The organism is Massilia mucilaginosa (assembly GCF_011682145.1).
GTDB lineage: Bacteria > Pseudomonadota > Gammaproteobacteria > Burkholderiales > Burkholderiaceae_D > Telluria_A > Telluria_A mucilaginosa.
In genome coordinates this window covers 44993-66931 of record NZ_WHJH01000006.1, presented here as the reverse complement: position 1 = coordinate 66931, position 21939 = coordinate 44993, and the positions used below count along the sequence as shown (strand labels likewise).

At 67.0% G+C, this 21939-nt stretch carries 15 protein-coding genes; 9 read left to right on the top strand and 6 right to left on the bottom strand.

The features are described from left to right. Window positions 1-101 precede the first annotated feature (101 nt). The gene (locus F2P45_RS07980; RefSeq protein ID WP_166872550.1) at window positions 102-254 is read left to right on the top strand and encodes a hypothetical protein; all 153 of its coding nucleotides are present in this window, start codon (window positions 102-104) and stop codon (window positions 252-254) included. A gap of 12 nt (window positions 255-266) precedes the next feature. Here F2P45_RS07980 and F2P45_RS07975 read toward each other — a convergent pair whose 3' ends face one another. Together F2P45_RS07975 and F2P45_RS07970 are read right to left on the bottom strand one after the other, a co-directional pair. Further along, complete coding sequence (locus tag F2P45_RS07975; protein ID WP_166872547.1) at window positions 267-4025, bottom strand: AAA family ATPase; 3759 nt, start codon at window positions 4023-4025, stop codon at window positions 267-269. Beyond that, window positions 4022-5293: an exonuclease SbcCD subunit D C-terminal domain-containing protein gene (locus F2P45_RS07970; RefSeq protein WP_166872544.1), complete on the bottom strand. Its 1272-nt coding sequence runs from the start codon at window positions 5291-5293 to the stop codon at window positions 4022-4024. The genes F2P45_RS07975 and F2P45_RS07970 overlap by 4 nt, the downstream gene beginning before the upstream one ends. Window positions 5294-5482: 189 nt before the next feature. On the opposite strand from F2P45_RS07970, the gene F2P45_RS07965 reads away from it, so the two are divergent. Then, a complete protein-coding gene (locus F2P45_RS07965; RefSeq protein WP_166872542.1) occupies window positions 5483-5785 on the top strand; it encodes an ankyrin repeat domain-containing protein in 303 nt (100 codons plus the stop codon). Window positions 5786-6081: 296 nt separating this feature from the next. On the opposite strand, the gene F2P45_RS07960 is transcribed toward F2P45_RS07965, so the two are convergent. Beyond that, the gene (locus F2P45_RS07960; RefSeq protein WP_223164692.1) at window positions 6082-6381 is read right to left on the bottom strand and encodes a PIN domain-containing protein; all 300 of its coding nucleotides are present in this window, start codon (window positions 6379-6381) and stop codon (window positions 6082-6084) included. Between the two features lie 2 nt (window positions 6382-6383). After that, window positions 6384-6911 (bottom strand): hypothetical protein, encoded by a 528-nt coding sequence (locus tag F2P45_RS07955; protein WP_166872536.1) that lies wholly within the window; start codon window positions 6909-6911, stop codon window positions 6384-6386. 323 nt (window positions 6912-7234) lie between these two features. On the opposite strand from F2P45_RS07955, the gene F2P45_RS07950 reads away from it, so the two are divergent. Then, window positions 7235-8305 (top strand): metallophosphoesterase, encoded by a 1071-nt coding sequence (locus tag F2P45_RS07950; protein ID WP_166872533.1) that lies wholly within the window; start codon window positions 7235-7237, stop codon window positions 8303-8305. A 116-nt stretch (window positions 8306-8421) separates the two neighbouring features. Here the strand turns inward: F2P45_RS07950 and F2P45_RS07945 are convergent, their stop codons facing one another. Beyond that, window positions 8422-11325, bottom strand: a complete 2904-nt coding sequence (locus tag F2P45_RS07945) for a PAS domain S-box protein (protein WP_166872530.1) — start codon at window positions 11323-11325, stop codon at window positions 8422-8424. 491 nt (window positions 11326-11816) lie between these two features. Here F2P45_RS07945 and F2P45_RS07940 point away from each other — a divergent pair, with 491 nt between their 5' ends. The 5 genes from F2P45_RS07940 (at window position 11817) to yiaA (ending at window position 16428) form a co-directional block, all read left to right on the top strand. Beyond that, complete coding sequence (locus F2P45_RS07940) at window positions 11817-12431, top strand: hypothetical protein (protein WP_166872527.1); 615 nt, start codon at window positions 11817-11819, stop codon at window positions 12429-12431. 147 nt (window positions 12432-12578) lie between these two features. Then, entirely contained in the window at window positions 12579-15146 is a 2568-nt protein-coding gene (locus F2P45_RS07935; RefSeq protein WP_166872524.1) for a DUF349 domain-containing protein, read from the top strand. Further along, window positions 15143-15601, top strand: a complete 459-nt coding sequence (locus F2P45_RS07930; protein ID WP_166872521.1) for a molybdenum cofactor biosynthesis protein MoaE — start codon at window positions 15143-15145, stop codon at window positions 15599-15601. The genes F2P45_RS07935 and F2P45_RS07930 overlap by 4 nt, the downstream gene beginning before the upstream one ends. Next, the gene (gene crcB / locus F2P45_RS07925) at window positions 15598-15972 is read left to right on the top strand and encodes a fluoride efflux transporter CrcB (RefSeq protein WP_166872518.1); all 375 of its coding nucleotides are present in this window, start codon (window positions 15598-15600) and stop codon (window positions 15970-15972) included. Before F2P45_RS07930 ends, crcB begins: the two co-directional genes overlap by 4 nt. A gap of 21 nt (window positions 15973-15993) precedes the next feature. Next, on the top strand, window positions 15994-16428 hold the full coding sequence (gene yiaA, locus F2P45_RS07920) for an inner membrane protein YiaA (protein WP_166872515.1): 435 nt from the start codon (window positions 15994-15996) through the stop codon (window positions 16426-16428). Between the two features lie 49 nt (window positions 16429-16477). On the opposite strand, the gene pepN is transcribed toward yiaA, so the two are convergent. Further along, window positions 16478-19114: an aminopeptidase N gene (pepN, locus tag F2P45_RS07915; protein ID WP_188130114.1), complete on the bottom strand. Its 2637-nt coding sequence runs from the start codon at window positions 19112-19114 to the stop codon at window positions 16478-16480. A 136-nt stretch (window positions 19115-19250) separates the two neighbouring features. Between pepN and clpB the strand changes: the two genes are divergently transcribed. Then, window positions 19251-21845 (top strand): ATP-dependent chaperone ClpB, encoded by a 2595-nt coding sequence (clpB, locus tag F2P45_RS07910; RefSeq protein WP_166872511.1) that lies wholly within the window; start codon window positions 19251-19253, stop codon window positions 21843-21845. Window positions 21846-21939 lie beyond the last annotated feature (94 nt).

Genomic DNA, 21939 nt, shown 5'->3' with positions numbered 1-21939 from the left:
GCGCATTTTATCATCGGGGTGCGCGGTCGCCGTCAACTGCTGGCCTGGCGCAGCGTTAACCGAGCAGGCCCCCGGGCGAACTGATCGAGACAGGAAGCAACATGAACACCGACAAGCAACCAAGCAAGGAAAGCGTGCGCCAGTGGCTGCGCATGCAAATCGCCCAGCGCCGCCCGCCGCCCGACCCGCAGGAAATCCGGCGTGAGCTGGGGTGGGAGCGCACCAAGGTGCAGTTGGCGAAAGTAAAACGCTAGACCAGCGGCGGATTACTGGACCGTCACGGTACTGGTGCCGCCGCCGCCCGGCTGCACCAGGATGCGCGTTGCAATGCGCTCCGTCATCTCCTGTACGTGCGAGATCACGCCGACCTTGCGGCCCATCGACTGCAGGCCGTCCAGCGCATCCATCGCCACCCGCAGCGTTTCGCTATCGAGGCTGCCGAAGCCCTCGTCGATGAACAGCGACTCGACCCGCACCCGGTTCGACGATAGCGACGCCAGTCCCAGCGCCAGCGCCAGCGACACCAGGAACGATTCGCCGCCCGAGAGCGAATTGACCGAGCGAACCTCGCCGCCCATGTCCTGGTCGCGCACCATCAGCCCGAGCGACGGCCCGGCTGCGTTGACCACCCGTTCGAGACGATAGCGCCTGGCCAGGTGATGCAGGTGGCTGTTGGCATACCCGAGCAGCACATCGAGCGTGAACTGCTGCGCGTAGTTGCGGAACTTCTTGCCGTCGGCCGAGCCGATCAACTCGTTCATCTTGCCCCAGCGCCGCTCGCTCAACTGCTGCTCCTCGATCTGCGCCATGACCGATTGCGCCTGCGTGCGCCGCACGTCGTCCTGCGCGATCTGCAGGCGCAGCGCGGCGGCTGCGCCGGCGGCGGTGGTGCGTTCCGCCAGCAGTTCTTCCAGCGCTTGCACCAGCAAGGCTTCGCTGGCGGCCGGATCGTCGCCCTCCACCTGCTGCTGGTGCTGTTCGTGCAGTTCGCGCTGGGCGCGCCGTTCCGCCAGCACCGCCGCGGCGTTGGCGCTGCGCTCGTCGATCGCCTGCAAGCGGGCGCGCTCCTGCATGATGACGCCGGCGTCCTGCGCCAGCAGTTCGGCCAGACGCGCGCCATCGGCCACGGGATCGAGCGCCGGATGGCGTTCGGCGTAGGTGGCCAGCCAGTGCGCCAGCCGCTGGCCGACCTGCTGCTTGCCGGTCTGCGAGGCCGTGAGGCGGGTACCGAGGTGCAGCAGCGCTTCGCGCGCGCGCGTCTCGGCCTGGGCGGCCTGGCTGGCGGCGATTTGCTGCCGCTCCAGTGCGGCGCGGGCCGCGTCGACCGCGCCGGTCAGCTGCGCTTCGATCTCGCGCACCGGCTGCCCGCCCCACAGGGCGGCGCGCTGCGCCTGCATGGCCCGGACCTCGGCGTCGATCCGCGCAAAGTCGGCGCCGGCCGCCGCGTCGGCCTGGCGCGCGCGTTCCAGCTCGCCGGCCGCTGCCAGGTGAGCCGTTTCCAGGGCCATGATCGCACCGGCGCGGCTGGCGTGCAGCGCCGATTGCGTGCGCCATTGCTGCGCCTCGGCGGCGCGCGCGTCGCGAAAGGCCTGCGCATCGCGCTGCCATGCGCCGCGCCAGTCGCCACCGAAGGCGGGGTCGAGTTCTTCCAGCAACTGCGCCAGGGTGCTGGCGGCGCGGGCGTGCTTGTCCGACAGCGCCGCATGCCGGGCGTTGGCTTCGGCCAGGGCGGTGCGGCCGGCGCTGGCGGCGTCTTGCAGGCGCGCGTGGGCGCTGTTGGCGCTATCGCAGGCGCGCTGCGCGGCATCGCGCGCGCTGGCGGCGCTGCGCGCGGCGTGTTCGCGTTCGTCGAGCTGCTGCGAGCGCGCCTTGAGCGTGGCCGCTTCGCTGACGAACCAGGCGCTGCGTCCCATTTCTGCCGGCGCGAGGCCGGCCAGGGCGTGCTCGCTCCATGCCGCCTGCGCGTCGGCCAGGGTGGCCTCCAGCATGTCGTGTTCGCGCACGCTGGCGTCGAGCTGCGCGCCGGCCGCCGCGCCGACCGCGCGTTCGGTGGCCTGGGCCGACAGGTTCTCTTGCAGCGCTGCGCGGCAGGCGGCCACTTCGGCGCGCAGGCTGCCCAGCATGGCGCGCAGGCCCGCATCCTGATGCTGGTACGGGTGCTCGGCGCTGCCGCACACGGGGCAGGGCTGGCCGTCATCGAGATTGGCGCGCAGGTCGACGATGCTGTCGGCGCATGCCAGTTCGGCGATCTTGAGCGAGCGCTCGGCCTGGGCCAGTGCCGCTTCCAGCGCGGCGGCGGCGGCCACGTGCGCGGCCAGCGCGTTGCCGGCGGCGTCGATCGCGCCGCGCGAACGCGCCGCATTGGCGGCGCACTGGCGCAGGCGCTCGCGCGTCGAATTCAGACCGGCCCAGATCTTCTCGGCCTCGACCAGGCTGTCGCGGTGCCGGTCGAGCGCTGTGCGTTCGGCGCGCAGTTGGTCGGCGTCGAAGGCGTCGAGCGCGCTAATGGCTTGCTGGCGCGTGGTCTCCAGCGCTTGCAGCTGCTGGGTCGATTGCGCAAGCGCCTCGGCGGCGCGCGCTTCGTTGACGGCGGCGGCCAGCATGGCCTGCTGCGCCGCTTCCAGGCCGGCGGCGCCGGCGCGGTCGTGCGACGCCGCCTGCGCGGCTTGCGCGAACAGCGTGTCCCAGCGCGGCCACTCGGCGGCCAGCACTTCCCAGTCGCGTTGGCGCACCAGCCAGTCGGCGCCTTGCTGGTGTGCGCTGCGCAGCGCCGCCAGTTCGGCGGTTTTCGCTTGCAGTGCGGCGCCGGCGGCGGCGGCGTCGCGCGTGGCGTGCTCGCGCACCTGCGCTGCCTTGGCGTGCGACGGTTTGAGGGCCTCGATGCTGGCGTCGAACGCCTTGGCCTGGTCCAGCTGCGGCGCGGCCGCGCGCAGGGCCTGTTCCTTGTCGTGCAAGGCGGCGCTGGCGTCGGCCAGGGCGAGGGTTGCGCTTTGCCGCATGTCCTGGGCGCGCTGCAGTTCGTCGCCGCTGGCGGCCAGCGCTTGATCGAGGGCGGCGATGTCGGCGTCGAGCCGGGCCTGTTCGGCCAGCAGCGCGCGCGCCGGTTGCAGCGCGTCCAGGGTGGCGAGGTGGCGGCGGCGCGCTTCGGCTTGCTGCGACTCGGCGCGCGCGCTGGCCAGGGTTTCCTCGGCCAGCAGTTCGTTGCGGCGCAGGCGCGCGCGCTCCTGGTGCCAGCGCAGCTGATGCTCGAGCAGGGCCTTGCGCTGGTCCAGCGCCGCCAGGGCGGTGTCGGCGGCGCCGCTGCGTTCGTCGATCTCGGCGCGGGCCTCGGCCGGCAGCGGGGCCTGGTCGGCAAGGCGCGCGCACAGGCGTTTCAATTCGTCTTGCTCTTTTCTGAAACGCTCGAAGGCGCGCTTCGAAATGGCGGTGTAGATGGCGCTTCCGGTGAGCGTTTCAAGCAGTTCGCCACGGTCGTTGTCTTCGGTTTTCAGGAAGGCTGAAAACTCGTTCTGCGCCAGCAGCACGGCGCGCGTGAACTGGTCGAACGAGAGCCCGATGCACTTCACGATCTCGTCGAGGACCTCGGTTTTGGTGCCACCGAGTGGAATCAGGTCCGGCAGCTTGTGCAAGCTCATTGAGGACGGTTGCAGGGCGCCGCCAGCCTTGCCGCGCGAGCGCCGCACGCTCCAGCGCGCGCGGTAGCGCAGTTGGTCGTTGCCGACGAAGTCGACTTCGGCATTCGCCTCGCCCGCGCCACGCCGGAGCAAGGTGCGCGGATCGTGGGCCGACACGGTGTCCTGGCCCACATCGGGGAGCACGCTGCCGTTGCGGACGATCTTGAGCAGCCGTGGCGTGGCGTTGTACAAGGCCAGGCACAGGGCGTCGAGCAGGGTGCTCTTGCCGGCGCCGGTGGGGCCGCTGATGGCGAACAGGCCGGCCGCGGCGAGCGGCTCCTGTTCGAAGTCGACGCAAAATTCGCCGGCCAGCGAAGCGAGGTTCCTGCCGCTGATCTTGAGGATCTTCATGCGTCGTCCCCGAGCGCGCCGGGCAGCATCAGTTCCGCAAAGGCGCTGAGCTGGTCGGGCGGCGCCTCGTCGCCGAACTTCTGGCGGTACAGGCGGCGGAAAATATCGTCCGGCTGGATTTGCGCCAGTTGTTCGAGCGAGAGCACCGTGCCCGCTTCGCCCGCGCCAGTGTGCTTGCGGGTCGGTTCGATCTTCGCCAGGCGCACCGGTTTACCGGCGATGGCCGCTTCGACCCGGCCGCGCAGGCCCGGTTCGGGCGCGTCCAGCAGCACCCGCACTTCCAGGAAGGGCTGGGCCGGCAGCGGCAAGTCTTCCAGGTCGAGCGCCGCGAGTGCGGCCAGGGCTTCTTCCAGCGGCGCCGGTTGCGACGGCACGCGCAGCAGGTCGACCGCGCGCGGCACCGGCAGCGCTTCGACGTCGAGCGCGCCGTCAGCCAGGTCGATGCGCAGGATCTGGTGCCGGTAGGCGACCTCGGAAAACGACAGCGGCAGCGGACTGCCGCTGTAGCGCACCTGCTCCTTCTGGCCGACGCGCTGCGCCAGGTGCAGGTGGCCCAGCGCGGCGTAGGCGATGGCCGGGTCGAAGATCGCCGCCGGCAGCGCCTCGGTGCCGCCGATGACGATGCGGCGCTCGGAGTCGAGCGAGGCCTGGCCGTCGACCATGTGGCAGTGGCCCATGGCGACCACCACCTGGCCGTTTTCGCAGCGCGCTTTGGCCAGCGCGAACACCTGCTGGTAGAGCAGGGCGATGCCGTTCAGGTAGGGGTCCGGCGGCGGTGCTTCCGGTCCTTGCGCGGCCGCGTCAAGCGCGGGCAGGCGCGGCACGTCGCCCGGGCGCAGGAAGGGAACGGCGATGCACCACGCGGCCACCGCGCCGGTCGCGTCGTGCAGCGGCACGATCAGGCGTTCGAGGTCGATCTCGCCATCGCGCCGGCGCGCCACGTGGCCGACCACGGCGGTGCCGTAGGCTTCGAGCAGCGGCGCGGGCGCTTCCAGGCGGCCCGGCGAATCGTGGTTGCCGGCGATGATGACGATGTCGAGCGATGGCGCGCGCGTGCGGGCCTGCTGCAAAAAGCGGTACAGCTGCTTTTGCGAGGCGGCGGAAGGATTGGCCGTGTCGAACACGTCTCCGGCGACCAGCAGCGCGTCGGGGCGCTCCAGCACGATGATGTCGAGCAGCCAGTCGAGAAAACACTGGTGCTCGTAGGTGCGGTCGTGATTGTGGAGAGTCTGGCCGAGATGCCAGTCGGACGTGTGCAGCAGGCGCATAGGATGGTTGAAGCGAGAGAGAGGCGCTCAATATAGCGCAAGTTGGCAGCGCACGAGCGCTGCCGGCGCAGGCGGCGGCCAACTCGGCGTTCGCCGGCACGGTGCACGCCGCTTTCCTGATAATCTGGAAAGTAAATTTGCCTTTTGGCACAACCAACAACATTCCACTTCATTCGACAGGCGCGCCGCATGCACACTCCTTTGTTTCTGCGTGAACAACTCAAAACCGCCATCGCGGCCGGCGATGCAGCGGCCGTCGCGGCCATCGTCGATGAGTGCAAGCAAGCCGGCGCCAGCCGTTTCGCCGACGTCGTCGCCCCGGATCATCTCGACGATGGGTCCCGCCTGCCCTTGTTCGAGGCGGTCCGCAGCGGGCAGAGCGCCATCGTCGCCTTGTTGCGTGAGCAGGGTTGCGACCTGGAGCAGCGCGACTGGTTCGTGCGGCAAGTCGTGGCGCCCGCTTCGGTGAGCGAGCTGGGCAACACGGCATGAAGGCCACGCCGACGTAGCCCGTTCAGCGCAGAAACGTTAGCGCGGAACGACTGCCGGTAGGTGAACTACTCAGCGGGAGGATTTGCGTAGCCGACGGGCGCTACGCCGTTGACGTAGCGTATTACCCCGCTGCCATCTGCTTGACTTCTTCGTAGGCGTTTCACCAACGCGTCATGGCGGAGGCGGCGGCATAACGTTGATTACTTTTATGATCGTTTGTGTTTCCAGTTCATAGGGAACACGGATATTCTGGCCGACAAAGTCCTTTTTGTTTCGGGTGATGATCAGCCGTCCCGTTACAGCTGCGCTGGCCTTGATGATCGCGTCCAGCAATGGAATTTTCGGCGGCCTGAGCATACTTGCGCTGCGCTGCGGAGCGCCGCGGCCTCATGCATGATCGCTTCATTGGTCTGGATGACTTCAAATCCCAGCTTGATCAGAAAAGCCCGTGCGCGAGGCTGCTCCGAGAGTGAAGCTCCCGCAATCAGCTCCATCCACGTGACCGTACTGATGGCTGGATTGGCGTAATACTCCAGCTCTTGACTGGCTTGAGCAGTGCCATTCAAAGCGTCGATGACGATATTTGTATCGAACAAGACTAAGGCCATTCAGCCCTCGACTCGATTTGATATTGAAGACCGTCTTTGGGGGTGTCGTCTCGATCTTTCCAGGCGCCGAACATTTCCTTGAGCGCTGCCGAGCGCTGTTCACGCACGGTTTTCAAGGCATCTTCAGCCGATTCCGTGTCCCCTGGCCGATGAGGCGTATCGGGCGACGCCACTGGCTCGGCTTCCGAAGCGCTTGCGTCGATGTCAACGCGCACCTCATCAGCGTCACCCTTGACGTCGATTTTGCACGTAATCAACATGTGCGACTGCGGGTCGGAACTGCTCGTTCTCATTTCGGAACCGTAGGAATAGCGGATCTGATGGACTTTTCTGTCTTCACCACGGTTGCCCGTTTCATGCAAGGTCGCTACATAGTTCAGATGGACATGCGTCGAGTAAGATGGCGCCGGACCTGTGACTGCGGCCTGATCCCGGCTTTGCTCCGGTGCCGTGCCTGCGGGCGATGAACGTTCCGTGCTCCACGCGGTAGCGCCACTGTTTTCATTGGATGGGCTCATGCGTTGCTCCCCATTGTTCATGCATGCCATATCGGTCTGGCGCAATTGGGCCGGAATGCCCCCGCGCGCCTGCCGTTCCCGCAGCGTCGGCCTGCAAAAACGCCAGCCAACTGCCTGCGACAGAAGTTGGACATGCGCGCATCGTCCGAGTTCCCGCCCCCGGGCCATCCTCGCGCCTTTTCCGCCACGATGCCCCGCAACGCCCGCTTGCTCAATCACCGCCAACAAATGCGCTGGCGACAATTCTGGCCTTGTGCCCGCTCAGCAGCCATCCTGACGCTGCTGCTACAGTCAAACCGGACGCTCAACCGGGAGGCCCCGCCATGCTTGCTCGACTAAGACCTTGGATCTGCGCGCTGCTGTGCGCCGCGCTGGCCCTGCCGGCCACTGCCGCGGTGCGCTTCCTGGCCCTGGGCGACGCCGGCGAAGGCAATCGCGCCCAGTACGCGAACGGCAAGGCCATGGCGGCCTTGTGCGCGCGCAAGGGCTGCGATTTCGTGATCTATTTGGGCGATAATTTCTGCGGCCAAGGCATCACCAGCCCGGACGATCCCCAGTTCCGGCAAAAATTCGAATTGCCTTACGCCGGCCTCGACCTGCCGTTCTATGCCATGCTGGGCAACCACGACTACGGCGATCCGCCCCTGGATTACTGGAAGCCGCAGTTCCAGATCGCCTACACCTGGCGCTCGGCGCGCTGGAAAATGCCGCACCCGTTCTATCACGTCCAGAAAGACGAGGTGGCCCTGTTTGCGCTCGACACCACCGGCTACCTGCAGGGCGTCAACACCGACACGCAGCGCGCCTGGCTGGCCGACGCGCTGGCTATTTCCGGGGCGAAATGGAAGATCGTTGCCGGACACCATCCCTACCTGTCGAACGGCCAACACGGCAATGCGGGCAACTATGAAGGCTGCGGCAATCTTTGCCCGGATATCGTCAACGGCGCGCCCCTCAAGCGCCTGTTCGAGGACATCATCTGCGGCAACGCCGACATCGTCCTCAGCGCCCACGACCACAACCTGCAATGGCCGGCGGCGCGCTGCGGCACGGAATTCATCGTCTCCGGGGCCGGCTCGAAAACCACGCAACTGGTCGGACGCGATGCCAATCCGGTGCACTTCGCCTACGACCGCACGCCCGGCTTCCTGTGGGCCAGCATCGACGGCAACCGTTTCAGCGCCGAGTTTTACGACCTCCATGGCAAGCTGCTGTACCGGCGCGGCATCACCAGGGCCGCGCCCCCGGCCTGGCGCTGCGTGCGGCCATGGCCCGGCTACGCCGGATGCCTGCCGGCGCAGCGCCAGCCGGGCGCCGGCAGCGGCAGCGACGGTCAGGCTGGCGGGCGCGGTCCGATACCGCCCGCTGAAAATCGACCCGCATCAAGGCCTTGAAGACGGGATCGTCCGGCTTGATGTCGCTCCAGCACCGGGTATGCGCCGCGGCGGCGTGCCAACGCTCTCGAATTGTCACAACTACAGTGGCGTTCCGAGGGTGCGCCAGGCGAGAATCAGGCCGCCGCGCGCCAGGTGTTGCGCCCGGCCTGCTTGGCCTGGTACAGCTGCATGTCGGCCTGCTGCAGCAGCGCGTCCGGATCCGGGGTGCCTCCGCTGAAGTAGGCCAGCCCGATGCTGGCCGAGACCGACACCGTCACCATGCCCAGCTCGAACGGCGCCTGCATCGCGCTGACGATCTTGGCCGCGATCGCCTGCGCGTCTTCCGGGCGCGCCAGCTTTTCCATGATGATGGTGAATTCGTCGCCGCCCAGGCGCGCCACCGTGTCGCTGGCGCGCAGGGTCTGCGTCAGGCGCGCCGAAAACGCCTTGAGCAGGGCGTCGCCCACATGGTGGCCATGGGTGTCGTTGACCGGCTTGAAATGGTCGATGTCCATGTACATCAGCGCCATCAACTGGCCGTCGTCGGCGCTTTCGCGCATGGCCACGCTGAGTTTGAGCAGGAAGCCGGCGCGGTTGGCCAGCCCGGTCAGCGCGTCGACCTGGGCCAGCTTGAGCAGGCGCTTCTTCTCGCGCTTTTGCGAGGTGATGTCCTGGCGCATGACGTGAAAGCCGACCACCGTCACGCCGTCCTCGCCCAGTTGCGGAATGTAGGTCACTTCCAGCGCGCGCTCGCTGCCTTCGCTGCCGTCGTGTTCTTCGAAGACCAGGGTCTCGCCCCCCAGCGCGCGCAGGATGTACGGTTCGAGCGTGGCGAAGCGTTTCTCGCCGACGGTCTGGCGCACCGTCATGCCGGGCACCTGGGTGCCGCCGCGTCCGAACTCGCGGTCGTAGGCCAGGTTGTGGAAGCGGTAGACCTGGTTGGCGTCGATGTAGGCCACCATGGCCGGCAAGGTGTCGGCGATGGTGCGCAGGCGCGCCTCGCTTTCGCGCAGCGCCATCTCGGCTTCGCGCAGGGTGGTGATGTCGTCGATGGTGCCCACGAAACCTTCGATGCGTTCGCCGATGCGGACCGCCGCTACCTTGAGCGAGCCCCATACCACGCTGCCGTCCGGATGCTGGCAGCGCACCACTTTCTTGAACGGCTCGGTGGTCCTGCGCTGATGCAGGAAAATGGTGTCGAGGCTGTCGCGTTCTTCGGGCAGCAGCGCGTCTTTCCAGCCGCTGCCCAGCGCCTGCGCGCGCGTCAGGCCGGTGATGGTTTCGAACATGCGGTTGACGTAGGTGCAGTGGCCGCGCAGGTCGGCGCGGATCAGGCCGAGCGGGGAGGCATTGGTGATCGCGGTCAGCTGCGCTTCGCTGTTGCGCAGGTTCTGGTCCTGCTCATGGCGCCGCGTGACGTCTTCGGCGATGCATAAGATGTACTCGATGGCGCCGGCGCTGTCGAACAGCGGCACCGACACCGTGTGCAGGTAGCGCAATTCGCCGTCGGGCCGGCGCAGCGGCTTTTCCGGCAGGTCGACCACCGCCGGACTGGCCAGCATGGCGCGGTCTTCTTCAACGCTGCACAGGGCGAAATCGGGCGCGAAGGCGGTGCAGTCGGTCTTGCCGATGACATCCTCGGCGGCGTAGCCGGTGGCCGCTTCGGCCGCCTTGTTCCACACCACCATGGTGCCGAAGCTGGCCGGGCGCACGCTCTTGACGTAAATGAGCAGCGGCAGGTGTTCGATCAGCGATTGCAAGAAGCCGCGGTTGCCGCTGATTTCGAGTTCGGCCAGCTTGCGCGCGCTGATGTCGCGCCAGCTCACCGCCACGCCGTCGGGCAGCGGCACGATCTGGTGCCGGATCCAGAGCGCTCGCTCGCCCGGCGTGCGCAGTTCGACTTCTTCTTCCAGCGGGCGCGATTCGCCCAGCACCCGCGCGTAGCGCGCCAGGAACGGCGGGTCCACCCCGACCGGCAGCAGCGGCAGGATGCCTTGTCCGATGATGGCCGCGCGGGTGTGGCCGAACAGGGCCGCGCCCTTGTCGTTGATGTCGGTGACGGTGAAATCGGCGACCACGTCCTGGGCGTCGCGGCGCGCCTTGAGGAACATGACGCCATCGAGACTGCCCTCGGCCGCCGCGCGCGAGGTGGCCTGGGCGTCGCGCGCGGCGCGCATGCTGGCGCGCAGGCGCGCGCTCTGGTGCATCAGCAGCGCCGTGATCAAGACGATCGCCAGGGTCGCGGCCAGCGCCATCGTCAGGTAGCGGATGCGGTGGCGTTCGAATTTTTCCATCGCGGCGCGCTCGGTGACGCCGACCACCGCCACCAGCGCGTAGCGGTCCATGTCGCTGTAGCTGTAGATGCGCGCGATGCGGTCCGGCGGCGTGGTCGGCACCAGTTCGTCCGAGCCCTTGCTGCGCGCGCGAAAACCCAGGCGTTCGCCCACGAACAGGTGTTCGTCCACCCGTCCGATGCTCAGCTTGGCCTCGTGCGCCCACAGGAACAGGGCCGCTTCATCGTCGACGTTGACGCGGTCGTAGTCGTCGACGAAGTACAGCGGGTCGATCATGATCACGATGGCGCCGGCGAAACGGCCGGCGCCATCGTTCAGGCGGCGCGCGATCTGGATCATCCACTTGCCGCTGCGCGGCTCGACCAACGGGGTCGAGAACTGTGCCTCGCCGCTGCCGCGCGCGAGCGCCTGGAACCACGCGGCGCCGGCGGCGGCGCCGGCATGGAAGCCATTGGCGCTGTCGCGCAGGGTGCCGTCGCTCGCGACCAGGGCCATCGGCAGATTGAGCTTGGCCGGCAGCACGCTGTCGAGCAGGCCGTTGCGCTGGCTGAACTCGGCCAGGCGCAGGGCGCCGCCGGTTTCCTCGAACTTGAGCTTGAACAGCTGGGTCGCGTGGTCGCTCTGGCGCAGGATGTGGCTGACGTGCTCCGACAGCACGCGCGCCAGCGCCTGGCTGCCGAGGACCGCATCGTGATGGGCGGCGTCGCGCTCGATCCGCATATGGTGGAACAGGGTGAACCACATGGACCCCACCAGCGCGAGCGCGAAGCACGGGAGCAGCAGGACCCGGAACAGGCGCCTGGCTGATCGGCGAAATGCGCTGGCGGAAGGAATAGGCGTCCCCCTGATGGTTGAGTGGCATCAAAAGACATGGTGCAGGCGCAACTGCTTGACATGGCGCCGCACGCTAACTTACATTCTGCGCGCAAATACAGGCGGTGTGCCTGGCGCACGCGAAAAAATCTTGGAGACAAGAACAAAGCGTGGTGTTTCGTTACCAAATACCCTGCGCCACGTTGCGATGTGCCGACAAGAAACTCGCTGATGACGCACGCCTTGCGCTAGATCAAACGGACGGTGTCGGAGTTCTTTACACTGGTTTCTCCGGGCCGATGCAAGAGTTCATAAAAAGCAACTTCAGGGGCCATTCTCCAAGCCGGCCTGAACACACCACGCCACAATAGCTGGCTGCCAGCGTCCGGATCTTGCGTATGCAGCTCTTCTGAGGAGAACGAATGTTAACGGCGACATATACCCTGGTTGCACTGTCTGTCGAGCAAGCGAATATTCGCAAGCAAGTGCAGACCTTGCAAAAGATGCTACATGCGGCCTTCGCGCACCAGAATGCCTTGGCCGCCGGGCAGGTAAGCGCCGCATGCGAGATGGTCAAACGCCTTTACGAAAACTGTCACTGGCGCAAGATCGACATGTTCCTGGTGCCGGCCATCCGCAAGGCCAGTCCCGCCGCCGAGCGGCTGCTGCTCGACCTGGAAGAACTGGGCCGGGCCGCCGCCGACGCGGTGGGCGTGCTGGTAGTGCGCCTTGGCGTCACGGCGCTCGACACCTATGCCGGCGTGGCCCAGTTCTGCGCCGCGCTCGAAGCCTTTTGCAGCGCCACGCTCAAGCGCCTCGAGCGCGAGGAAAAAGAACTGTTCCCGGTGGCGCGGGCGGTGATTTCCGGCGAAGCGTGGTTTTCAATCGCCAACCAGATGCTGGTGCACGATGCGTACGAGCAAGAACGCAAGCCCTCGCGGGCGCCCATCGGCACGGCCGGGTACGGGCACGAGCGTGGGGCCGCGCGCGCCGACGACGCGGGCCGGCGCCGCTTCGCCACCCTTCCGGCCCACTGACGGCCGGCCGCTCAATGCGTCGGCGCGCCGCCAGCAACCGTGGCGGCCGATGCCACCCGTCGTATCGGCAGTGAATACTCGATCCGATCGCGTGCTTTCCTCGCCATTCTTGCTATCATGGTGGTTTTGAATGGTTGATATCACGTCATGTTCGAATTCCTTTTCAAGCGACCGGCCGACAAGTCCGACACCCCTGCCGGGAAGTCCGCGCAGGCGAGCCCGAATCCGGCGCCGCAGCCCTCGCAGACCAGCGTGCTGCGTGCCCAGCAGGCCGAAAAGGTAGCCGCGCTGGCTGGCGATGAAGCCGCCGCCGTCGAGTTCATCCTGCAATCCGATTTCTCCGAGCTGCGCCTGGCTGCCGCCGAGCACGTCCATACAGCGGCCCAGCTCGAAAAAGTCCACGCCGCCATGCGCAACACCGACCGCCGCGTCGCCAAGCTCATGCAGTCGCGACTGGACGCGCTGCGCCACCACCAGGCCGAGCTGGCCCGTGGCCAGGCCTGCATCGACCAGGCCCAGGCCCTGCTCAAGGACGAGAAACTCTCGCCCAACCAGGTAGCCGACCTGGACCGCCGCTGGTCGGTGATCGCCGCCCGGGAACTGGCCGAGCAGTTCAACGCCATCCGCGCGCAGCTGGCGCAACGCCTCGAAGCGCAGATGACCTTGCAGCGCTCCATGATCGACAGCCTGGGCGCCTTGCGCGCCCTGGGCACAAGCGGCCTGCGCGCCTTTGAGCTGGGCGAACGGCTGGAACAGATGGCGCAGGCACAGGCCGCCGCCCTGGCCGCGCCGGAACACGCCTCGCTGCCGCGCAGCCTGACCAACGAATTCGCTTCCGAGCACGCGCGCCTGACGGCCTCGCTCGGCGCGCTCGAACAAGGCCAGTCGGCCGTGATCGCGCGTGAGACCGCGCTGGCCGAATGGCGCGCCACGCCGCCCGGCGCGTTCAACCAGGAGCAGCTCAAGAAAGCCTGGCAGCAGTTGCCGCCGGCCCCGGCGGGCGAAGCGGCCGACTTGCAGCAGCGCTTCGAGGAGTTGCTTGCCTTGCTGCCGGCGCCGGTCGCCGCGCCCGGCAAGCCGGCCAGGGAGCCGCGCAAGAACGCCCCCGCGCAAGCGCCCGACCAGCATTTCCTCGACGCGCTCGACGCCATGGAAGCGGCCTTGCAACACGGTTCGCTCGGCAGCGCGGCCGAGATGGACAAGATCCTCAAGGACAGCAAGGGCACGCGCCTCACGCCCGCCCTGTCGGACCGCCTGGCGCACGCGCGCGCCGAACTCAAGCGCCTGTCGGACTGGGCGCGCTGGGGCGGCAATGTCTCGCGCGAAGAATTGATCAAGGCGGTCGAGCAGCTGGGCACGCAAAAACTGGCGATGAGCGAACTGGCGAAAAAGGTCGGCAGCATGCGCGAACGCTGGAAGGCGCTCGACACCCTGTCGGGCGCCGCGCCGAAGAGCCTGTGGGAGCGCTTTGACGCCGCCTGCAGCACCGCCTACGCGCCGGCCGCGGCCCACTTCAAGCACCTGGCCGACGAGCGCCACACCAACGCGGCCAAGGCGCAAGCCCTGATCGCCGAGGCGGCGCAAGAAACCGCCAAGCTGGCCGAAGGCGAAAGCGTCGACTGGAAGCACATGGCCGCCACCGTGCAGCGCATGCGCCTGGCGTGGAGCCACCTGGGCGCGATCGACCGCAAGGAAAAGAAGCGCCTCGACCACGAATTCACCGATGCGCTCAACACCTTGCAGGCGCCGCTGGAACAGCAGCGCAAGAACGAGGTGGCCGAACGCGAGGCGATGATCGCCCAAGTGGCCGCGCTCGACGCGCATGACCGCCATGCGCTCGACACCCTGCGCGCCTTGCAGGAACGCTGGCAGGAACACGCCAGGGCGCTGCCGCTCGAACGCAAGTCCGAGCAAGCCCTGTGGCAGAAATTCCGCGCCGCCTGCGACGCCGTCTTCGCGCGCCGCAAAGAAAGCGCCAACGCCGCCGACGCCGAACGGCGCAGCCACCAGGAAGCCAAGGACGCCATCAGCGCGCGCCTCGAACTTGCCGCCGGCGAGCCTGACGCCGCCGCCCACGCCGCCAGGCTGCTGCGCGAAGCGGCGGCCGAATGGAACGCCATCGGCGCCGTCCCGCGCGCCAACGAAGCGAAGGTCGAGAAACGCTACCACGCCGCCATCGCCGCATTGCAGCACCATGTCGATGCCGCCAAACGCGACGCCAGCCGGGCCCAGGCCAGCGCGCTGCGCGACAAGCTGCGCCTGTGCCAGGAACTCGAAGCGGCCGTCGCCGCCGGCAGCGAGCTGGCCGCTAGCTGCGACTGGGCCGCGCGCTGGAGCGCCTTGCCGGCGCTGGACGCCAACCACGAACGCACGCTCAAAGCGCGCTTCGACGCGGCGCTGGCGGCGCGTGGCGAAGGCCGCGCCGCGTTTGCCGCGCTGCTCGAGAAAAACCGCGCTGCGCTGCTGCACGAAATCCTCCGTCTCGAAATCGCGGCCGGCATCGACAGCGGCAGCGAGTTCGCGCGCGAGCGCCTGAAACTCCAGGTCGAAACCTTGCAGTCCTCGCTCAAGTCCGGGCAAAAGCCGGGCAACCAGGCCGCCCAATTCCTGCAACTGTGCGCCATGCCGGCGCTGGTGGACGACCGCACCGCCTCGCGCATCGAACACCTGTTCACGCGTATTGTCAGGGACGACAAATCGAAGGACGCCAAATGATGGCGGTGCGGGTCCAGACCGCCGACTTCGACCTGAGCACCGACATAGCGGCCCTGCGCGCGCAGGATGCGCGCATCGGCGCCGTGGTCAGCTTTGTCGGCACGGTGCGCGACATGAACGACGGCGCCAGCGTGGCCGCGATGGAGCTCGAACACTATCCCGGCATGACCGAGCAGGCGCTGGAAAAGATCGTGGCGCAGGCTGGCGAGCGCTGGCCCCTGTACGGCGCGCTGGTGGTGCACCGGGTCGGTCCGCTCGCGCCGCTCGACCAGATCGTGCTGGTGGCGTGCAGCGCCGCGCACCGGGGCGAAGCGTTTGCGGCCTGCGAATTCATCATCGACTACCTCAAGACCGACGCCCCGTTCTGGAAGAAGGAACAAACCCCCGATGGCGCGCGCTGGGTCGACGCGCGCGTGACCGACGACGCCGCGCTGGCCAAGTGGGCCAACGGGTGAACTTCGTCGCCGTCGGCGTGGGCGCCGCGCTCGGCGCGTGGCTGCGCTGGACTCTGGGCTTGTGGATGGGCGCCTGGCACCCGAAGCTGCAACTCGGCACCCTGGCCGTTAACCTGGCCGGCGGCTATCTGATCGGCGTGGCGCTGGGATTGTTTGGCGCGCATCCGCAGCTGCCGCCCGAATGGCGGCTGTTCGCGGTGACCGGTTTCCTGGGCGGGCTGACCACGTTTTCCACCTTTTCGGGCGAGGCGATGGTGCTGCTCGAACGCGGCGACTATGGCTGGGCGCTGGCGCATTCGGCCCTGCACCTGGCCGGCTCGATTATCTGCTGTATCGCCGGCCATGCCAGCTGGCGCGCTTTGTCCACGTGATGTCAAACCAAGGAGAATTGAATGTCCAAGCAACTGCCGCAACGTCCCACCGGGGCCTTTATCGGCGCATCGTGGGCGGCCCTGTTCGTCGGTGCCGGCACCTTCCTCGTCGGGCTGTGGAATTCGACGATGCAGCTCAATGAGCGCGGCTACTATTTCACCTTGCTGATGTACGGGCTGTTTGCCGCCGTGTCGCTGCAAAAATCGGTGCGCGACCGCCTCGAAGGCGTGAAGGTGACCGCCATTTACTTCGCGCTGTGCTGGGTGTCGCTGCTGCTGTCGGTGCTGCTGTTGACGGTGGGCCTGTGGAATGCCACGCTGGCGCCGAGCGAAAAGGGGTTTTATGCGATGTCTTTCGTCCTGAGCCTGTTTGCGGCGGTGGCGGTGCAAAAGAACGTGCGCGACGTCGCGCTGTCGCAGGACGCCAACGTGTACGTCGATTCGGGCAAGGAATAAGCCTGCGCTCAAGGTCCAGCGGCCCGGCCCGGCCGCTGGCCGGCATCCATCACTCCCGCGGGAACTTCATCGCCTTTCTCACCGCCAGGCAGCGCCGCTCGTTTTCATGCTGGTCGCGCAGCGCGCGCATGGTCCCTTCCGATAATCCCTTCAACTCCTTGCCGGCCCTGGCCAGGCGCGCCACGCTGGCCGGCGTGCAGTCCTTCGGTATCAGGGTCGCGGCCCAGCTGCGCATGTAGACCGGGCCGGCGGCCTTGTCCAGCGCCGGCAACTGGCGCAGGCGCTCGGCCGCGCTCATTTCGCTCAGCACGCGCTGCTCGGCCGGATACAGGTTTTCCATCGCCGTGCGCACGCGCGAAAACGGCAGCGTGGTTTTCAGGTTCATGATCGTGGCCAGCCACTGGCGCTTGACGGCGGCGTCGGGCCGGATCACGGTGGCGCGCAGCGCGGCGGCCTGGCCGGCATCGGAATTGTCGTGCGCCTGTTCGGCCGCGATGAGCGCGCCGCTGCCGGCGTAGCCTGCGCGGCTGAGCGCTTCGATGATTTTCCAGCGCAGGTCCTGGTCGAGCGGCACGCCGTCAAGCACGGTCGCGCCGTCCAGGATCGACACCAGGCGCTCTTGGGCTTGCGCGCTGGTGGCCGCGTTCAGGTAGGCGTCCATCCAGCGGTGCGTAAAGTTGGCGTTGCCCTTGCCCGCTTCGACCCCGCGCCACGTCATCGCTTCGAGTGCGGCGACGGTCTTTTGGGCGTAGCGCGGCGGCGCGTGCATCACGTCGATGTAGTACTTGGCGCCGGCCACCTTGGCCAGCACGTCGCCGAGCAGCTTGTAGTTCTTTTCGAGCGGAGCGTTGGCCAGCGCGGTCTGGATGAAGCTTTCCAGCGGCAGTTCGCCATCGCGCACGCCATCCCACAGGCTTTGCCACATCATCGCGCGCAGCAGCGGCTCGTCGATGGCGCCCAGGTGCGCGCTGGCCGAGGCGAACGAGCGCTTGTCCAGCTTGACCTTGACGTAGCCCCAGTCCTGGTAGTTCGGATACACCAGGTCGGGACAGGCGCTGCCCACCAGTTCGGGCACGCGGGTCGCAGCGCCCTTGTAGGTGACAGCCACGGTTTTTGCTGGAGCGAGCTTGCCGGCGTCAAACACGAAGGTGGCTACCTGCACGCGCTGTTCGCGCAGGGTCGGCAGCGCGGCCGGGGCGCTCTGGCGCAGGGTGAAGCTGGCGATCTTGCCGGCGCCGCAGCGGTAGTCGGCCGCCAGCGTGTTCACGCCGGCCTTGTACAGCCATTGCCGGGTCCACGGCGTGAGATCGCGCCCGGCGGCCTCGCCCAGGCTGCCGATGAAGTCGTCGAGCTGCGCGTTCTTGTACTGGTACTTGACGAGGTAGTTGTGCACGCCCTTGCGGAATACTTCTTCGCCCAGCAGATGGCGCAGCTGCTTGAGGGTGGAGGCGCCTTTCGAGTAGGTGATCGCATCGATGTTGTCGAAGGCGTTGGCGGTCGACGCCACCGGCACCTCGATCGGGTGCGTGGCCGGGCTCTGGTCCTGCACGTAGGCTTCCTGCTTGCCTTCGGCGTAGAAGGTTTGCCAGGCGCCGGTGAATTCGGTCGATTCGGCCGTCGCCATGGTCGCCATGAAGGAGGCGAAGCTTTCGTTGAGCCACAGGCCGTTCCACCATTTCATGGTCACCAGGTCGCCGAACCACTGGTGCGCCATCTCGTGCAGGATGACTTCGGCCAGGCTTTCGCGCTGGGCCTCGGTCATGGCCGCCTTGTACAGGAAGCCGTCTTCGGCGAAGGTGACCGCCGCCGCGTTTTCCATCGCGCCGTACAGGAAGTCCGGCACCAGCACCTGGTCGTATTTTTCGAACTGGTAGGCAATGCCGAAGTAGTTGTCGAAGTAGGCCAGGCCCTGTCTGGTGTACTTGAACCAGTCGGCGGGCGAGACTTGCGCGGCCACCGACTGGCGCGCCAGCAGGCGCATCGGATACGGGCCGCTGTTGTCTTCCCAGACCTTGTACGGGCCGGCGTGCATCGAAAAATTGTAGGCGGAGAGCTGCCTGGTGGCCGGGAAGGTCCAGCGCCGCGTGGCGCCGCGATCTTCGATGGCGCTTTCGCGTTTTGTCGACACCACCTGCCAGTCGGCCGGCGCGGTCACCGTCAGCTGGTAGGTCGCTTTCAGGTCGGGCTGGTCGAACAGGGCGAACATCTGCTGCGCCGCCGCCGGCTCGAAGTGCGAGTAGGTGTAGACCTTGCCGTCGACCGGGTCGAGCATGCGGTGCAGGCCTTCGCCATTGGTGCTGTGCGCGCGCTGGTAGCTCACGGTGATGCTGTTGCGCCCCACCTTGAGGTCGCGCGCGGCGATCGTGATGTAGGCCTTGTTGTACTGCGGCGTCACCGCCACGCCGTTGACGGCGAGGCTGGCGATGCTGGCCTTGTCGAGATCGACCGTGATCGGCGCGCGCGTGTCGGCCAGGTCGAACCGCAGGGTGCTGGCGCCGCTGAAGGTCTCGGCGCCGGTCAGCGTGAAGTCGAGCACATAGGCCACGTTGGCGATGCGTTTCGAGCGCGCCGCGGCGTCGGCCTGGGTCAGCGCGTCGGCGCGCACGGGCGAGGGCGCCGGGGCGGCTGCGCAGCTTGCGCCGGCCAGGAGGAGGGCGCCCAGGGCGCTGAATCGGGAAATAGACAAGGCGGCAGTCCAATAAAAGTTTCAATGATGAAAGAATATCATGGGCAGTGCGCCGTCCAGGGGGCTGCGCCTTGAAAAAGTCGGGCGTGGCCCAATCTGTCAATCAAGTTAATCACACTTTATGTGGAGCTCGACCATGCGCCAAGACAAAATGACCACCAAACTGCAGGAAGCGCTGTCCGATGCGCAAAGCCTCGCGGTGGGCAATGACAACCAGTATATCGAACCGGTCCACCTGCTGTCGGCCCTGTTGAACCAGGACGACGGCGCGGCGCGCTCGCTGCTGCAGCGCGCCGGCGTGAACGTGGGCAGCCTGACCACGGCCCTGCGCAGTTCCCTGGAGCGCCTGGCGAAAGTGTCCGGCAACGGCGGCCAGGTGCAGGCGGGGCGCGAGTTCGTGGGCGTGCTCAATCTGGCCGACAAGGAAGCGCAAAAGCGCGGCGACCAGTTCCTCTCGAGCGAGATGGTGCTGCTGGCGCTGACCGAAGACAAGTCCGACGCCGGCACCCTGGCGCGCGAGAACGGCCTGACCCGCAAAGCGCTGGAGACGGCGATCCAGGCCGTGCGCGGCGGCGAAGGCGTGAAGTCGGCCGACGCCGAAGGCCAGCGCGAATCGCTCAAGAAGTATACGCTCGACCTGACCGAGCGCGCCCGCCTGGGCAAACTCGATCCGGTGATCGGGCGCGATGACGAAATCCGGCGCGCCATCCAGGTGCTGCAACGGCGTACCAAGAACAATCCGGTGCTGATCGGCGAGCCTGGCGTGGGCAAGACCGCCATCGTCGAAGGCCTGGCGCAGCGCATCATCAACGGCGAGGTGCCCGATTCGCTCAAGGGCAAGCGCGTGCTCTCGCTCGACATGGCGGCCCTGCTGGCGGGCGCCAAGTTCCGCGGCGAGTTCGAGGAGCGCCTCAAATCAGTGCTCAAGGAGCTGGCGCAGGATGAAGGCCAGACCATCGTCTTCATCGACGAGATGCACACCATGGTCGGCGCCGGCAAGGCCGAAGGCGCCATGGACGCGGGCAATATGCTCAAGCCGGCGCTGGCGCGCGGCGAGCTCCATTGCGTCGGCGCGACCACGCTCGACGAGTACCGCAAGTACATCGAGAAGGACGCCGCGCTGGAGCGCCGCTTCCAGAAGATCCTGGTGGACGAGCCGAGCGTGGAGGCGACCATCGCCATCCTGCGCGGCCTGCAAGACAAATACGAGCTCCATCACAAGGTCGAGATCACCGACGCGGCCATCATCGCGGCGGCCGAACTGTCGCACCGCTACATCACCGACCGCTTCTTGCCGGACAAGGCGATCGACCTGATCGACGAAGCGGCCTCGAAGATCAAGATCGAGATCGATTCCAAGCCGGAGGTGATGGACAAGCTGGAACGCCGCATCATCCAGCTGAAAATCGAACGCGAAGCGGTCAAGAAGGAAAAGGACGACGCCTCGCGCAAGCGCCTCGACCTGATCGACGATGAAATCGCGCGCCTGGAACGCGAGTACAACGATTTCGAGGAAATCCTCAAGTCCGAGAAGGCGATCGTGCAGGGCACCACGCACATCAAGGAAGAAATCGAGCGGGTGCGCCTGCAGATGGAAGAAGCGACCAGGAACAGCAACTGGCAGAAGGTATCGGAACTCCAGTACGGCAAGCTGCCCGAACTTGAAGCGCAACTCAAGCATGCCGAAGCCGACACCGGCAAGGCCGCCGAAAACGCCAAGCCGAAGCTGCTGCGCACCCAGGTCGGCGCCGAAGAAATCGCCGAAGTGGTCTCGCGCGCGACCGGCATTCCGGTCTCGCGCATGATGCAGGGCGAGCGTGACAAGCTGCTGCACATCGAAGAGAAGCTGCACGAGCGCGTGGTCGGGCAGGACGAGGCGATCGTCGCCGTGGCCGACGCGATCCGGCGTTCGCGCGCGGGCCTGTCGGACCCCAACCGTCCGTACGGCTCGTTCATGTTCCTCGGCCCCACGGGCGTCGGCAAGACCGAGTTGTGCAAGGCGCTGGCGGGCTTCTTGTTCGATACCGAGGAATCGATGATCCGCATCGACATGAGCGAATTCATGGAGAAGCATTCGGTGGCCCGCCTGATCGGCGCGCCGCCGGGCTATGTGGGCTACGACGAAGGCGGCTATCTGACCGAGGCGGTGCGGCGCAAACCGTACAGCGTGATCCTGCTCGATGAAGTCGAGAAGGCGCACAGCGATGTCTTCAACGTGCTGCTGCAGGTGCTCGACGACGGCCGCATGACGGACGGGCAGGGGCGCACGGTGGACTTCAAGAATACGGTGATCGTGATGACCTCGAACCTCGGGTCGCACAAGATCCAGTCGATGGACAGCGACGATCCGGGCGTGGTCAAGCTGGCGGTGATGGCGGAGGTGCGCTCGCACTTCCGGCCGGAGTTCGTCAACCGGATCGACGAGATCGTGGTGTTCCATGCGCTCGACGAGAAGAACATCGGCGCCATCGCCAAGATCCAGCTCAAGCACCTGGAGCAGCGCCTGGCGAAGATGGAGATGACGCTCGACGTCTCGGATGAAGCCTTGCAGAAGATCGCGGAGGCGGGCTACGACCCGGTGTATGGCGCGCGGCCGCTCAAGCGCGCCATCCAGCAGCAGATCGAAAATCCGCTGTCGAAGCTGATTCTGTCGGGACGCTTCGGACCGAAGGACACCATTCCGGTGCGGGTCAAGGGTGGTGGCTTGACGTTCGAGTCGTTGGGAGAGTAAGTGCCGGCGCAGGAGGGCATTGCGCCCCCTGCGCCACGTCATTCCCGCCTGCGCGGGAAGTCATTTCTGCCAGTGGCGGGAATGACGGAGCTTA